This is a genomic window from Psychromonas sp. CNPT3 (assembly GCF_000153405.2).
Taxonomy (GTDB): domain Bacteria; phylum Pseudomonadota; class Gammaproteobacteria; order Enterobacterales; family Psychromonadaceae; genus Psychromonas.
Genome location: NC_020802.1, coordinates 2736669 through 2752743, shown reverse-complemented (window position 1 = coordinate 2752743; position 16075 = coordinate 2736669). Strand labels below are relative to the sequence as shown.

13 protein-coding genes are annotated in these 16075 nt (G+C 39.2%); 8 read left to right on the top strand and 5 right to left on the bottom strand.

Annotated features, from left to right (window positions below; all coding sequences use genetic code 11):
• Positions 1-6: 6 nt before the first annotated feature.
• The 3 genes from nhaD to PCNPT3_RS12115 all read left to right on the top strand — a co-directional run bounded on the left by nhaD (position 7) and on the right by PCNPT3_RS12115 (position 3906).
• A complete protein-coding gene (gene nhaD / locus PCNPT3_RS12125) occupies positions 7-1452 on the top strand; it encodes a sodium:proton antiporter NhaD (protein ID WP_015466148.1) in 1446 nt (481 codons plus the stop codon).
• Between the two features lie 262 nt (positions 1453-1714).
• Complete coding sequence (locus PCNPT3_RS12120) at positions 1715-2194, top strand: Lrp/AsnC family transcriptional regulator (RefSeq protein WP_015466147.1); 480 nt, start codon at positions 1715-1717, stop codon at positions 2192-2194.
• 359 nt (positions 2195-2553) lie between these two features.
• The gene (locus PCNPT3_RS12115; RefSeq protein WP_015466146.1) at positions 2554-3906 is read left to right on the top strand and encodes a sodium-dependent transporter; all 1353 of its coding nucleotides are present in this window, start codon (positions 2554-2556) and stop codon (positions 3904-3906) included.
• Positions 3907-4061: 155 nt separating this feature from the next.
• Here PCNPT3_RS12115 and yjjG read toward each other — a convergent pair whose 3' ends face one another.
• Positions 4062-4736: a pyrimidine 5'-nucleotidase gene (yjjG, locus tag PCNPT3_RS12110; protein WP_015466145.1), complete on the bottom strand. Its 675-nt coding sequence runs from the start codon at positions 4734-4736 to the stop codon at positions 4062-4064.
• A 372-nt stretch (positions 4737-5108) separates the two neighbouring features.
• Here yjjG and pdxY point away from each other — a divergent pair, with 372 nt between their 5' ends.
• The gene (pdxY, locus tag PCNPT3_RS12105; RefSeq protein WP_015466144.1) at positions 5109-5972 is read left to right on the top strand and encodes a pyridoxal kinase PdxY; all 864 of its coding nucleotides are present in this window, start codon (positions 5109-5111) and stop codon (positions 5970-5972) included.
• A 105-nt stretch (positions 5973-6077) separates the two neighbouring features.
• On the opposite strand, the gene ssb is transcribed toward pdxY, so the two are convergent.
• Together ssb and PCNPT3_RS12095 are read right to left on the bottom strand one after the other, a co-directional pair.
• A complete protein-coding gene (ssb, locus tag PCNPT3_RS12100; protein WP_015466143.1) occupies positions 6078-6695 on the bottom strand; it encodes a single-stranded DNA-binding protein in 618 nt (205 codons plus the stop codon).
• A 20-nt stretch (positions 6696-6715) separates the two neighbouring features.
• The gene (locus tag PCNPT3_RS12095; RefSeq protein WP_015466142.1) at positions 6716-8080 is read right to left on the bottom strand and encodes an MFS transporter; all 1365 of its coding nucleotides are present in this window, start codon (positions 8078-8080) and stop codon (positions 6716-6718) included.
• Positions 8081-8202: 122 nt separating this feature from the next.
• Between PCNPT3_RS12095 and PCNPT3_RS12090 the strand changes: the two genes are divergently transcribed.
• Positions 8203-9045, top strand: coding sequence for a 23S rRNA (adenine(2030)-N(6))-methyltransferase RlmJ (locus tag PCNPT3_RS12090; protein WP_015466141.1), 843 nt, complete (start codon positions 8203-8205; stop codon positions 9043-9045).
• 30 nt (positions 9046-9075) lie between these two features.
• Here PCNPT3_RS12090 and PCNPT3_RS12085 read toward each other — a convergent pair whose 3' ends face one another.
• Positions 9076-10545: a hypothetical protein gene (locus PCNPT3_RS12085; protein WP_041771309.1), complete on the bottom strand. Its 1470-nt coding sequence runs from the start codon at positions 10543-10545 to the stop codon at positions 9076-9078.
• Between the two features lie 239 nt (positions 10546-10784).
• On the opposite strand from PCNPT3_RS12085, the gene PCNPT3_RS12080 reads away from it, so the two are divergent.
• Positions 10785-11363, top strand: a complete 579-nt coding sequence (locus tag PCNPT3_RS12080; RefSeq protein WP_015466139.1) for a nucleoside triphosphate pyrophosphohydrolase family protein — start codon at positions 10785-10787, stop codon at positions 11361-11363.
• 47 nt (positions 11364-11410) lie between these two features.
• Here PCNPT3_RS12080 and mutS read toward each other — a convergent pair whose 3' ends face one another.
• Entirely contained in the window at positions 11411-13969 is a 2559-nt protein-coding gene (gene mutS, locus PCNPT3_RS12075; RefSeq protein ID WP_041771308.1) for a DNA mismatch repair protein MutS, read from the bottom strand.
• Between the two features lie 52 nt (positions 13970-14021).
• Between mutS and PCNPT3_RS12070 the strand changes: the two genes are divergently transcribed.
• Both PCNPT3_RS12070 and recA read left to right on the top strand, forming a co-directional pair.
• Positions 14022-14510: a CinA family protein gene (locus PCNPT3_RS12070; RefSeq protein ID WP_015466137.1), complete on the top strand. Its 489-nt coding sequence runs from the start codon at positions 14022-14024 to the stop codon at positions 14508-14510.
• 122 nt (positions 14511-14632) lie between these two features.
• On the top strand, positions 14633-15688 hold the full coding sequence (gene recA / locus PCNPT3_RS12065; RefSeq protein WP_015466136.1) for a recombinase RecA: 1056 nt from the start codon (positions 14633-14635) through the stop codon (positions 15686-15688).
• Positions 15689-16075 lie beyond the last annotated feature (387 nt).

Here is a 16075-nt window from a genome sequence, read left to right as displayed (position 1 = left end):
TTAATAATGTTACACAAATTTAAGCCGATGAGTATCTTGCTGATGCTTGTCGCTGTTTTATTTTCGCCCTCATTGTTGGCTAGTGAAGGGGTTTTGGTCGATTTAACGTCTAGTGGTATCGGTTATACTGCACTATTGATTTTTACGATTGCTTATTGTTTGGTCATGCTTGAAGACGTTATTCACCTGCGCAAATCTAAACCTATGTTAATAGCTGCCGGTCTTATTTGGGCAATGATTGGTTATTATGGAACGCAACATGGTATGAGCCATGAAGCAGAAGCCGCTTTCCGTCATAATTTACTTGAATACTCTGAATTGTTTTTCTTCTTATTGGTTGCGATGACCTATATAAATGCAATGGAAGAGCGTCAGTTGTTTGATGCTTTACGTGTGTGGATGGTGAACAAAGGCTTCACACTGCGCAATATCTTTTGGTTAACGGGTGTACTCGCCTTCTTTATCTCTCCGATTGCAGATAATTTAACAACCGCATTATTAATGTGCGCCATTATAATGAAAGTGGGTGGTACCAATAAAAAGTTTATTACGTTAGGTTGTATCAATATTGTTGTTGCCGCTAATGCAGGGGGCGCATTTAGTCCCTTTGGTGATATAACAACGTTAATGGTTTGGCAAAAAGGTATGGTACCGTTTGCTGATTTCTTCCAGTTGTTCTTACCATCAGTCGTTAACTTCCTCGTGCCAGCTTCTATTATGAGCTTCTTTGTTGTAAATGAAGCGTCAAAAAGCCACGCTACGTTTGTACATATGAAACCCGGTGCATTACGCATTGTTGGTTTATTCTTATTAACCATCCTTTGCGCTGTACTTGGGCACTCTTTCTTAGGAATGCCTCCTGTATTAGGTATGATGTTTGGTTTAGGCTTGTTACAGTTTTTTGCCTTTTACTTACGTAAAACGCACACTGCTTATTATAGAAAAGCGATTGCAAAGACGTCGGATCAACATGAACACGATCGCTTGCATGCATTAGGTAATGGCGCGCCTTTCGATATATTTAGTAAAGTTGCGAGAGCGGAGTGGGATACATTATTGTTTTTCTACGGTGTTGTATTATGTGTGGGTGGACTTGGCTTTCTGGGTTATTTAGGCTTAACATCATCAATAATGTATGCAGATCCTGCAATGATGACTTGGGCAAATATTGCAGTAGGTTTACTCTCTGCAGTGGTTGATAATATCCCGGTTATGTTTGCGGTATTAAGCATGCATCCTGAAATGAGCGAAGGTCAGTGGTTGTTAGTTACTTTAACCGCTGGTGTGGGTGGTAGCTTACTTTCTGTTGGCTCTGCTGCTGGCGTGGCATTAATGGGGCAAGCGCGAGGTATTTATACCTTTGGTGCACATTTAAAATGGACGCCTGTTATCGCACTGGGTTACGCTGCCAGTATCGCGACGCATTTATGGATAAATTCAGCTTTATTTTAAGCTGATAAGTTAAAATACAATCAAAAAGCCAGCGTATATGCTGGCTTTTTATTATATAAAATATAATGTGATGTTCTTTTTAATTGTTATAGCAAAGGAATTAATTTAGTTATCATGTATTGCGCAGGAAAAATTAACGCTAGCAAGGCGTGAGTTGTAGGAGAGTGTTGTTCTCACGTCAAAACTCACAACGCAGGGTGGGATAATTTCAACAAGCAAGACGGGTAACCTTTTGAGTTCCTTTGCTATTAATAGGGTTTTTATGCACAGCATTGAGATAGATAAAATAGATTTAGCGATATTAAAGTTATTACAGACGCATGGTCGCCTTTCTAATCAAGAGTTAGCAGAATTAGTCGGGTTATCACCATCACCCTGCTCTCGACGCGTCAAAGCGCTAGAAGCGACCGGGTTTATTAGTGGTTATGCTACATTGCTTTCTGCTCGGCATTTTGATTTGCGCTTAACCGCTTTTGTACAAGTGCAGCTAGAAAAGCAGATGCATAATGTTTTAAATGACTTTGAAGAAAAAGTGGCGACATATGATGAAGTACAAGAATGTTACTTATTAACCGGTAGTGATGCTGACTATCAGTTAAAAGTATTAGTTGAAGATATGGATGCGTATCGAGAGTTTATTTTGGATAGATTACTAAGCTTGCCATTTATCAGTGGCATAAAATCTAGCTTTGTATTAAAAGCCGTAAAAAATAATACGCAGATCCCTTTACCGGATAAATAGTTTTAATGACGCCTTAAAAAATGCTTTGTTATCTTATTCTAAGATTATAATTTATAGCTTCTGCCTCATTAGATGAGGTGCTTTGTTAGGATAAACGCTTAAAAATCCCGCATAACCTCCTCATTTAAAATAAAGTGTAATTAAAATTCAAAAAGATCTTATTGCGTGGCTTCGTGCACTCATTATTTATGTTTGGTATGTTTGCCGTATTTCTTTGTTAATTGACATTTAATCTTGTTTTTGTGTGTTTTGTTAGCTTTTTATGCTTGCTTCTGTTCTGTTACTGGCTGTTTGTAGCGTTGCAGTTTTGCGTTAAATACTTATGATGGAGCCTTATATAAAGTCAAAGAGTTAGCACAATGAAGAATGCAAAATCAAATCAATTTAGTTCTCGCTTAGGTTTTATCATGGCTGCTGCTGGCTCCGCTGTTGGCGTCGGTAATATTTGGGGCTTTCCAACGCAGGCTGCCTCTAATGGAGGAGGTGCATTTTTACTTGTTTATCTTATTTTGATCTGCCTGCTTGGTTACCCGATGTTAATGGCTGAATTAATGATAGGTCGGCACGGACAAACGAACCCTGCCGATGCAATGGCTAAATTAGGTCAGCATAAATGGACCCGCTCCATTGGTAAAGTGATTGGATTAGCGTCCATTATAACTGCCCTTTTAATTTGTAGCTTTTACACTATTTTATCGGGTTGGTTTGTTAGTTTTGCATTGGCATCGGTGAGTCGTTTTGTTGGGTTTGCTCAATTATCATCTTGGTTTATTGATTTTTCGGTGGCGAGAAACGTTTTTTTCACGAGTTTATTGATCGTGATGGCGGTTTATATTATTCGCCAAGGCGTGCAACAGGGCATAGAAAAATGGTCAAAAAGATTAATGCCTTTATTGTTAGCTATATTACTGGGTGGCGCTATTTATATTTTAACCTTACCCGGGGCGATGCAAGGTCTCTCTCTACTTTTTAAACCTGATTTTTCTAGGATCTTAGACACACAAGTCTTGATGGGGGCGTTAGGGCAAACATTTTTTTCCCTGACTATCGGTACTGGCGCAATGATGGTGTATGGCTCTTATATAAATAAAAAAGAAAACATTGCAAAATTAACGGCTTATGTAACTTTAATGGATACTTCTGTGGCTTTTTTAGCTGCTATGATGATCATCCCTGCCATGTACGTTGCGCAGCATAATGGGGTTGTTATTTTTGATGATCAGGGGCAACTACTTAATGATACGACCCTTGTATTCACAGTGCTTCCGCATCTGTTTGATAGTATCGGAGGGCAATCTCAGTATATTTTGAGCTTTATATTTTTTAGTTTAATGGCGATTGCGGGTTTAACCTCAACCATCTCGATTGTTGAAGTTCCCACAAGTTATCTTGTTGAAAAAACGAAAATGGGTCGTAATAATGCGAGTTTATTTGTCGGTGTTTTGATTTTAGTGCTCGCATTGATTGTCGTTTTCTATTTTGATCCTTTGTTTAATTTTATGATCACTTTGACCACCGAGCGAGCGCAACCATTAATTGCTTTAGCAATCGCTATCTATTTAGGTTGGGTATGGCAGCGTAATGATTTATTAAAAGAGATATATGCACAAGAGGGGGTGAGTCAGGACTCTTTATTTTGGAAAATATGGCCTATTTATGTGAAATTCATTTGCCCTGCGTTGATCCTATTGATCATCATTAAATTGTTTTAACAGATTATTTGTCAGGGTAGATCCAACGTGAGGTGGCCGGAGAGATGAGCGATAACTAAAGGTTATCTGTTGTAAAAAGACTACTTTTTAAAGTAGCCTTTTTACTGTTTTATATCTATCTATGAGGCTTTATGCATCTAACTAAAGCGAACCTATTAGCAATTTAACAGCGCGTTTAATTCATCAAGTGTTGCGACTTGATAGCTGGGATCTATTCCCTCTGGTAGGGGAGTGCCTTGCACATTTAGCCAACAAGTATGAATGCCAGCGTTCATTCCGCCTAGAATATCGGAGTGTGGGTTATCACCTACCATTAAAATCTCATGCTTATTGGGATGGTCCATTTGTGTAAAGGCAAAGTCAAAAATACCTTTGTGCGGTTTGGCTATGCCCACTTGTTCAGAGATGATCAATGCGGAAAAAGTATCTAAAAGTCCCATCTTCTCTAATCTAATATTCTGTAATTCAGTAAAGCCATTGGTAATGATCCCTAATTTCACGCGATCTTTTAAGCTATTTAAAAGTTCGAGTGCGCCGGGTAAAAAAGTGCAGATATCGGCCATCGCACTTAAAAAAGCACTGTTTATTTCTTGTGTTGTAATGCACAGTTGCTCTGCCCAGGGTTGAAAACGAATATTTTGTAATTCCTTAGAGGTGATTTTCCCGTCTTGATAATCGACCCAAAGTGGTTTGTTGACCTTCTGGTATTCGGTGAATTGTTGTTTTGAAAAGGTAATGCCGAAACGTGAAAACATTAATTTAAGACCTTGATAAGCATCAAAGTGAAAGAGCGTTTCGTCTGCGTCAAATAGGATCCATTTATACTGCATTAATTATTGCCTTATATTTAATATTTTTAAGGTTGCTTGTGAGAGCAAAGTACTTAGATAGTTTGTCTTCTTTACATATTTATATCAGTGCTTGGTTGCCACAAAATAAGTGCCTAATAAATTAAACATCTCTCTTATTAGGCCTAAAATATTGTAAAGGCATTATATTATCGAGATATGACATGGAAATAAATAATGGAAATAAATAAAAAACAGAGCATTTAGGTGCGTAGCCCTCTATTGTATTTATTTACTAGATAGCATGATAGAAGCGTATATATAAGAATATATCCGTATTGAAAATAATATCTTAACGGAGGTAACATGGGTATATATTATTTTCCTTTATTTTAACAACATAAGGTATGCAACATGCGAGGCATTATATCCATCCAATCCCATGTGGTTTATGGCTGTGCGGGCAACTCCTCGGCCGTTTTTCCTCTTCAGCGTCTTGGTTTTAATGTGTGGCCGATACAAACAGTACAATTTTCTAATCACACGCAATACACCGAAGGTTGGACGGGCAGTGTTCTTCCACAAGGCGAGATCTCACGCTTATTTGATGGGTTAGAAAACATTAATGTGTTGGGTGATGTCTCAGCCCTTATTTCTGGTTATTTAGGCTCGGGTGCACAGGCGTTAGAAATTTTAGATAATTTAAAACGCGTAAAAACAGCGAATAAAGATTGCCTTTATATTTGCGATCCGGTGATGGGCGATCCTAAAAAAGGGTGCATTGTCAGCGCGGATGTTACCACCATGCTGTGTGATCATTTAGTGCCGGCAGCTGATATTATTACCCCCAATCAATTTGAATTATCGCAAATAACGGGTGTTGAGATAACCGATTTAGACAGTGCAATTAGCGCTTGTTTAAAGGCGCGCTCTATGGGGCCAAATATCGTATTGGTTAAGCACTTACATTACGCATCTGCCTCATCTTATACCATGTTAATGGCAAATAAAGAGGGGGTTTATCTCATTGAGCGACCTTTGGTCGATTTTGACATTTATCCTGTGGGCGTTGGCGATTTAATTACTGCACTCTTTGTGGGGAGCTTGTTTAAAACTAAAAATGCGGTGCATGCTTTTGAGCAGACCAATCAAGCGGTTTATGAAGTGATGAAAGTGACTAAAGCGTTAGGCGAAAGAGAGTTACAAATTATTGCAGCACAAGAGAAGCTTAGTACGCACAATATTGAATATTTCTGCACTCAGGTTGCGCTTGCATAGCGTTAGGCTATCGCCGAGCTCTGTTTTAATAATACAAAATAAAAAGGATCTGTAAAAACAGATCCTTAATTATTTTAAGCATAACAATGATTGATATTTTTAGATCTAGAACGGAATATCGTCATCAAAATCCATTGCAGGCTCATTGTATTGAGCGGGTGCTTGCTGAGGCGCTTGTTGTTGAGGCGCCGCTTTCTGTTGTGGTGCTTGAGGCGCTTTTGGTGCCTGTGGTTGTTGAGTAGGCGCCTGATAAGCAGGTGCCATTTGAGGTGCTGCTTGTGCTTGCATTGGTGGTTGTTGTGGTGCATTTCCCCAGCTTTGTTGTGCGGGTTGTGCATTTTGTTGTGGGGCATTATTTTGGAATGCTTGTCCACTTTGCTGGTTACGTGAATCCATCATTTGAATTTCAGAAACGTTAACCTTTGTTGTATAACGAGCTTGGCCACTTTGATCTTGCCATTTGTCCGTTTTTAAACGTCCTTCAACGTAAATTTTGGCGCCTTTTTTAAGGTACTCTCCACACATTTCACCTAAACGGCCAAATACCGTTAAATTATGCCATTCAGTGTGCTCTTTGCGCTCACCGCTTTGTTTATCTTTCCAACTTTCTGTCGTTGCTAACGTTAAGTTTGCGACTGCATTACCGTTGGGCATGTAACGCATTTCAGGATCTTTACCAAGATTACCCACTAAAATAACTTTGTTGATGCTACGGTTAAACATTTTCTTTCTCCGCTCTTATGCTAGTTAACTAAAATTTGTTTGGCTTTATCGCTATTAAATTCAGCGTTATTCACCTTAATATAAACAGTTTTCTCTTCAACAAAAAAGACGACTTCAATCACGCCTGGCAGTGCAACGAGTTGATCGCTAAGCGTATGCGCATGATCATCATCTTTAATATCAGTAGTATAACTGTGAGTACGAATTTTGCTTGGGTTTAACATTCCCCAAGTGATAAAAAACCAAATCAATATTAATATGGATAAGCAATAAAATAAACCACTACTACCGAGTAGTTTATAGGAAATTCCGCCTAAAATCCCACCTAAAAATGCACCAGAAAACTGAAAAGTACTATAAATACCCATGGCACTACCTTTGCCCCCAGCAGGAGCAAGCATTGAGATAAAGGCTGGCAGTGAAGCTTCTAAAAAATTAAAAGCCGTAAAATAAAACATAACACACAAAAACATCACAAATAAGGAATGTGTGGTGCTTCCCATTGCCACTAAACTTGCTGCCATTAATAGGATCGCAAAAAGAAAAAATTGACGATTCATATCTTTTCGGGCCGCCAGGATCAGCATCGGAATAATTAATAAGAACGAGAGCAGTAAAGCAGGTAAGTAAAGATGCCAATGCTCAGCTGCGATTAATTGCATGTCCAGTAATTGTAACGGTAAGGCGATGAACATAGCCGTTAATGTCATATGCAGGATAAAAATACCTAAATTAAGGCGTAGAAGTTGGGGATCTTTTGCTAATGCTTTTAATTGTTGCGGAATAGGTACGGTTTCGCCACGGGGCGCTTTATTAATAATATTAGGTACCATAAAGTGCACAATGGCAATACCGGTTACCGCGCCAGCTGCGGTAATAAAAAAGAGTCCCTTTAAGCCGATAATAGGCGCAAGTACCGGGCCTGCGACCATTGCAACAGCAAATGAAAGACCGATGCTGACACCTATCATGGCCATCGCTTTTGGGCGTTGCTCTGCGCGCGTAACGTCGGCAGCCAATGCTAAAATGGCGCTGGCAATGGCGCCTGCACCTTGCAATGCTCTACCCGCGGTGACGCCATAAACGCTGTCAGAAAATCCCGCGACTAAGCTGCCTAATGCAAAGAGACACAATCCACCATAAATAATGGGACGACGTCCAAACTTATCAGACAGCATTCCTGCAGGGATTTGTAATAAAGCTTGTGTTAGTCCGTAAGCGCCAATGGCAAAACCCACCCAGATAGGAGAGTAGCCTGTTAGATGTTGCCCATAGATAGCAAAGACGGGCATGATCATAAACAGTCCAAGCATACGTAAGGCAAAGACTAAAGAGAGTGATATCGCGGTGCGTCTTTCGATGGGGTTTAAGGTTTCTGTTCGCATTGCATTCCACCTGATGAGAAATAAATTTGGCGATGATAATAACATGCAGGTTGTATTTTGACGCTTGTTTTTTTAGTGTAAAATAGGAAAAATCAGTATACTTAATAATTTGGGAACGCTTTATGCTCAGCTATCGTCACTCTTTTCATGCAGGAAATTTTGCAGATGTTTTAAAACATACTGTTTCAACTGCTATTTTCCATCATTTATTAAAAAAGGATAAGCCTTTTTGTTACCTGGATACACACGCAGGTTGTGGCGCATATTCTTTATCTTCAGAGCAAGCGCTTAAAACCAAAGAAGCAAATAACGGGATAAAACGTTTATGGGGGCGTAAAGATCTTCCGCCTGCACTGGCTAACTACATGTCGCAAGTTATCGAGTTTAATGCGCAAAAAGAGTTAAAATATTATCCTGGTTCACCCAGTATCGCGCAGCAAATGCTACGTGAAAATGATCGATTATTTTTATTTGAGTTACATCCTAATGAGTTTATTAATATGAGCGAGAACTTTGGCTCAGATAAGCGCGTTAAAATGGCAAAAAAAGATGGTTTAGAAGGTTTAATTGCAAACCTTCCTCCTCGAGAGCGCCGAGGTTATATTTTAATTGACCCGTCTTACGAGATAAAAACAGATTATCAAGATGTGGTTGATACGTTAATACAAGCGTGTAAACGCTTTTCGACTGGCACCTATGCACTTTGGTATCCGGTGGTGAACCGCATTGCAATTAAAACAATGGAACGCGAGTTAAAGCAATCTGGAATTAAAAACATACAACTTTTTGAGTTGGGAATAGAAGCCGATAAAGGTGAAACGGGCATGACATCAAGTGGCATGATAGTGATAAACCCACCGTGGACATTAATGGCTGAAATGCGTCAAACCCTACCTTATTTAGCGAAATCGTTAGCCAAAGAAGATAAGGGTTTTTACCGTATAGAAACACTGGTTGCAGAGTAAGTTAGCATTGATATTAGTGGTCGTATGAGTTTATTTTACATTCTTTTTTTTATGCAGATGTAAAATATCCTTCAGTTTGAAATAACGATCATAGTGTTTTTTATCTTTATGCCCAGAGGTACCCGAGTTCTCTATAGCAATGATACCGGATCGATTAAGGGTTATTTTATAGCGTTCAAAATGCTCGGTATATAAACCTTGATCGATACTCACCACAATATTGATTTGGTAACGACGCTCAATAGAAATTTTTTGTATTTTTTCTTTGTTATTACTCGGGTCGTTACGCTCATAAACGCGACCCGTGCCGCGCTCTAAATAGCGAGATAATGGGCGTAAGCTAAATAATATCGTTTCTTCTATACTGCTATAGCCCGCCTGAAAACCGTGATTATTGACTTTGGTTTCTATACGGTAATGTAGTATTTCAGAGCGTTGTTTATTTTGTGTATCGCGCCGAGCCAGTAGTTCTTTTGCCTGTAAGGGTAAATTTTTAGACTTAATATAATCTAGCCATACTTTTTGTTTGGCTATTTCATTGTGGCTCGTCGGATCTTTTAACATACGCGACCATTTAGGTTTGCCTTTACGGATCCAGCGCCACAGCATATTTTTAAAATCATCTTTAAACACTTCACGCACACCATAGATGATAGCGAGAAGAAAAATCATTAAGGAGGTTAAATTACTGAAAGCACCTTGCGTCTTTATAATTAAGATCAACACCACACTCATGATCAAAGCCGTCGCAATACCGGTTACAAATTTACGTATTATTTTTCCTAACTCGTAGGTATCACTTTTAAAAATAACACCAAATTCAATCAAACGGCGTAGTAAACGCATTTTATTGGCAATGCGGTTAGGATCGCTCAAGGTCACGCTGCTATTATAAACTTTTTTCTGTCGATATTGATTTTCAGTGTGACAAATATCAAGTAAGGCTAAGCGCTCGTCGGAAAATTCGCTATGGCGAGGTTTTTGAGAAAGCATGCCTAAAATAGACTGCTCAGTATACCAAGAGAGGTAATTATCTACGGCTTCAAAAATAGATAATAGTTTGTTGTCGCTCGGTATATGACTACGATGTTTTTTTAAAATAAGTAATGACTGTTCAACGAGTTCATTGGTGGCACTATAAAATTCACTAAGGCTAGTGCTATCGTCTATTTTCAGTACATCTTGAATGTCAGTGTCTAAAGCGACGATATATTGGTAAGCAAAGAGGTTGAGATTACTTTTGTACTCTTCTGGGGAGCGTTTCATGCGACTTGCAAAGCGAGTATGCAGTAAAGGAAGGTGTAGCCCTGCAGTGTAATAGGCGCGTCGACCTTTTATTCCCGCATTAAAATAGTCTCGTTCACTCAATGTATTTTTATTAATGCCCATTTCATTGGGTAATAAAAAATAGATATCGAGACGTCGGTACTCCCCTTGTTTTATTTTATGTGAGAGCTTTATGGATAATTTATCTTGTTGCTTCAATGTAAATCTATGCAAAAAATGTCCTCATCGTTAACGTTTTATAGGTAACCAATTATTAAAATAAGGTATTGGCATTGCTTCTTTTATGCTAACTTATCTCGTTTTTTCGAGAGCATCTGCTAGAAAGTGCATGATGTATCTCGATATTTATCCTTATTAAATGAATTTTTTATATTAAGAAGAACAGTGTAACGCTGTATCCAAATATTATGAATTTATTTATTATTTATTATTTTTTTTCGCAAAGGTAACACATGAAATTATCCCAACTTAACGCCTCTCTTTTTGATCATTTATATCGTGACATTATGCAGTTTCGCATGACCTTTGATTTACCATGTGAAGATCCACTCTCATTAGATGATAAATCAGATCAATTACATAGCTCACTTATCATAGAAGAATTAACCGAGCTTGCACAAGCAAATTCTCTGATAGATGAAGCGGATGCTATCGTTGATAGTGTCTATGTATTAATGGGACGTGTGGTGCATTTAGGTAATAAAAAGTTAACGGATAATCTTGCGTTAAGTTATTTAATTGATTTATTTTTAAATGTGGCTGCGTCACGTAAAATAAACTTTTTAGCGTGTTGGGATGAGATCCATGCCAGCAATATGAGTAAAGTGTGCCGTAATGCCCAAGAATACCAAGAAACACAGGCCTATTATGAAAAGCAAGGTGTAACGCTCGTTGATAGTGTTAAAGGTGATTTTATTATTGCCAAATGTGCACAAGACGTGCAACTTGCGGATAAACTGGTACGCCAAGGTAAAGTATTAAAATCTGTTTATTATCGTCCTGCCGATTTAACTAATATCGTATCGCTATAAAATAAAAGGCAAGGATCATGACGATCCTTGCCTTTTATTGAACGATTTTAAGCCTCTTTAAGTTGGTAAAGTAGCGCCAGCGCTTGTTTTGGGCTCAATTCATCCGGATTTATTTGTTTTAGCAAACGATGCACGCCATCTTCTTCTACTTCCTCTACAGGTGTCATAAGCGTCTGCGCGGTGATATTTGTATTATTCGACGTTAATTCTAATTGTTGTAATTTACGTTTTGCGTTTTTAACAACTCGGCTTGGTACACCGGCAAGGGCTGCTACCTGTAAACCGTAACTTTTGTTGGCAGCGCCATCATGCACCGCATGTAAGAAGATAATGTTGTCTCCATCTTCTGCCGCATCAAGATGTACATTTACCACCTCTTTAATTGTTTCGGGAAGCGCAGTTAATTCAAAATAATGCGTTGCAAATAGGGTGTAGGCTTGGATTTTAAGAGCAAGCTCTTCTGCGCATGCCCATGCCAGTGATAAGCCATCAAACGTACTGGTTCCTCTGCCTATTTCATCCATGAGTACTAAACTGTTTTTGGTTGCATTATGTAATATATTAGCCGTTTCTGTCATCTCTACCATAAAAGTAGAGCGTCCACTGGCAAGGTCGTCCGATGCGCCAATACGGGTGAATATTCTATCAACCGGACCAATGGTTGCACTTTGCGCCGGAATAAAACTACCAATATGTGCCATTAAGACAATCAATGCGACTTGGCGCATATAGGTTGATTTACCTCCCATATTGGGGCCGGTAATAATTAACATACGCCGATCATCTGCAAGTGCCACAGGGTTCGCAATAAAGGGTGTTTTATTCACTTGCTCTACGACAGGGTGGCGTCCGTCTGTAATGATAATGCCCCGATCAGGTGACAGTGTTGGGCGCACGTAATTAAGTGTTAATGCGCGCTCTGCAAGTGTATTTAAAACATCTAGCTCAGCGAGTGATTGCGCCGTAAATTGTAGTGCTTTTAAATAAGGCAATAATTGCTCAATTAATTGTGCATACAATTTCTTTTCAAGTGCTAATGCTTTGCCTTGGCTGACCAACACTTTATCTTCGTGCTCTTTGAGCTCTGCAATAATATAACGCTCGGTATTTTTTAATGTTTGACGGCGTACATAATGTGCGGGAACGGCATCTGCTGCATGGCGACTGGTTTCAATGTAATAGCCATGTACGCGGTTATAACCGACTTTTAAAGTAGATATACCCGTAGATTCTCGCTCTCTTATCTCTAATTCTTTAAGATAATCCGTTGCACCTTTCGCTAAATTACGCCATTCATCAAGCTCACTGTTATACCCAGGTGCTATCACGCCACCATCGCGAATGATCACGGGAGGGTTATCGATAATCGCATTTTCTAACAGGGTAAGTAGTTCTGGGTAGTTACCCATTTCAGTGCTTAATTTATGCACTAGTTCGTGAGGCAGTTCGGCGAGTAGATTTTGTAACTCAGGCAACAATGCAAAAGCGCTACGTAAACGAGTGAGATCTCGAGGGCGTGCCGAGCGCAGTGCTAAACGCGCTATCACTCGCTCAATATCCCCGATTTGTTTAAGGGGCTCTGCTAATGCATTACACAGATCCAAATCTATCAATGTTTGGATCATTGTTTGTCGGTAATTTAAAATGTTGACGTTACGAATGGGTTGGTGGATCCAGCGTTTTAATAAACGACTCCCCATCGGGGTGACGCTGACATCTAAAATTTGCGCTAAAGTATGATCCGTTCCACCACTTAAATTTTGGGTTAACTCTAAATTCTTACGGGTGGCAGCATCTAAGATCACTGTATCAATTGTTTGCTCTAATTTAATACTTTGTAAATGTGGCAGACTAGTACGCTGTGTATCTTTTATATATTGCAGTAATGCGCCAGCTGCACAAAGGGCAAATTCGGCTTTATCAACACCAAAACCGACCAGATCTTGCGTTGAAAACTGTTGATTTAGTGTTTTTCGCGCAGTACCCAAATCAAATTCCCACTCAGGGCGGCGGCGAGTACTCGGTAAATGTTCAATTAAATGTAATGCTTCAAAAGTCTCTACATAGAGTAATTCTGCAGGATTTAAACGTTGTAGTTCAGCTTGTAAGGTTTCTTCATGTTGAAATTGGTTAATAACAAAACGGCCACTACTGATATCTAAAGAGGCAATCCCGAAATTGTTTTGTTGTTGGTATAGCGCGCATAGCAAGTTATCTTGGCGATCATCGAGCAAGGCTTCATCGGTTATTGTCCCGGGCGTAATAATGCGTACTATTTTTCTATCGACGGGACCTTTAGAGGTCGCGGGATCGCCGATTTGTTCACAAATGGCAACCGACTCTCCTAAGGCGAGCAATTTGCCTAAATAACCTTCTACACTATGATAAGGTACTCCTGCCATCGGAATGGCATTACCACCTGTTTTTCCACGTTGAGTTAATGAAATTCCCAATAATTGCGAAACTTTACGGGCATCATCAAAAAACATTTCGTAAAAGTCGCCCATACGATAAAAGAGCAGGGTATCAGGCACTTCACTTTTGATAGTTAAAAACTGTTGCATCATGGGCGTATGTTTTTTTAATTCTTGCGCACTAGGTTTCATATAAATACACTTATAGCTATGGCCTAATATAAAGGCTCTATGGAGAAAACTTATGTTTACTGAAAAAACGGTACAAGAGTTAGCGCAAGTTTTAGGTGAAAAACTTAGCCAAACAAATATGATTGCTAGCTGTGCAGAATCCTGTACTGGTGGAGGTGTAGCATACGCTATAACTGAAATATCTGGAAGTTCACAATGGTTTGAACGAGGCTTTGTTACTTATAGTAATGAAGCAAAAATACAGATGCTGGGAGTTGATAAATCCGTGATCGATAAATATGGCGCGGTATCGGAAGAAGTGGTTGCGCAAATGGCGCAAGGTGCGATAAAAAATTCAGATGCTGATATTGCGGTGGCGATCAGTGGTATAGCTGGGCCGACGGGGGGGAGCGTGCAAAAACCGGTGGGTACAGTATGCCTTTCTTGGTATAACTCGCATGGCCTTGAAAAAACGGTCACTTATCTTTTTGTCGGAGATCGCAGTGCGGTACGTACACAAGCTATCCGCGTCGCCTTATTGGGATTAATTGAAATAATATAACGCGTATTTTGATAGGTTTAATTAATTAATTGAGATGGCATTTAAAATAAAACTTGATACTGTATGAATAGTCAGTAAACTGATCATATAAACAGTAAAACATAAGCCTATCTGGAGATAAAATGAGTCAGGATAAAAATAAAGATAAAGCACTAGCGGCAGCGTTAGGACAAATTGAAAAGCAATTTGGTAAAGGCTCTATTATGCGTCTCGGTGACGGGAATGCGATGATGGATATTGAAGCTGTATCTACTGGCTCATTAGGTTTAGATATAGCACTCGGCATAGGTGGACTACCTTGTGGACGTGTGGTAGAAATTTATGGGCCAGAAAGCTCAGGCAAAACAACACTCACATTACAAGTGATTGCAGAAGCACAAAAGAAAGGCAAAACATGTGCCTTTATTGATGCTGAGCATGCACTTGATCCTATTTACGCTAAAAAATTAGGTGTAAATATAGATGAGTTACTTATTTCTCAACCTGATACGGGTGAGCAAGCGTTAGAGATTTGTGACATGTTAATTCGCTCTGGCGCAGTCGGTGTCGTGGTGATCGATTCGGTTGCTGCATTAACACCAAAAGCTGAAATTGAAGGCGATATGGGCGATTCTCATATGGGCTTACAAGCACGTTTAATGTCACAAGCATTACGTAAATTAACCGGTAGTATTAAACAAACTAACACCATGGTTATCTTTATTAACCAGATCCGTATGAAAATTGGTGTTATGTTCGGTAATCCAGAAACGACAACGGGTGGTAATGCACTTAAATTTTACGCTTCTGTTCGTTTGGATATCCGCCGTATTGGCGCGGTTAAAAATGGTGATGAGATCGTCGGTAATGAGACGCGCGTTAAAGTCGTTAAAAATAAAGTATCACCGCCGTTTAAACAGGCTGAATTCCAAATTCTTTATGGCCATGGTATTAACCGCTTTGGTGAATTAATCGATTTGGGTGTGAAAAATGATTTAGTAGAGAAAGCGGGATCTTGGTATTCGTACCAAGGCGTTAAAATTGGCCAAGGTAAGAGCAATGCTTGTAAGCATTTTCTTGAGAATCCAAAATTAGCAGCTGAGCTTGAATTAAAACTTCGTGATATTTTACTGCCGAAACCGGAAGAAGATGAAAAAGCGGCAGATAAGCCTGTTGATAAGAAAGAAAGCGCACTCTAACTTTTATATGAGAGCTTATCTTTTGAAAGGTGCACTTAGTGCACCTTTTTTATACCTGTTTTTTAAGGTTCTATTTACATACCCATGATTTTTTAAATAAAAAATCAGCAAGCCCGCTTAGGCTTAGCTTCTCTGTATGAAATTGAAAGCATGTTATTCTACATTGATGTTTTATAACAACAGCTAAAATACAAAGCTAACTTTAAGTTGCGAGTGCCTAAGAAATGACAGTGAGGTAATATAGATATATTACAGCCCTCTGCTTTTCATTGCGAAGACTCAGTCAGGATCCGTAAATTATTATTTTAGTTTCCCTAGCGTAAAGAAATTGATGCTATTCTAAGTTTCGTTAAGGAACTTATTTTATAATAAACCACAGGAAGTCAT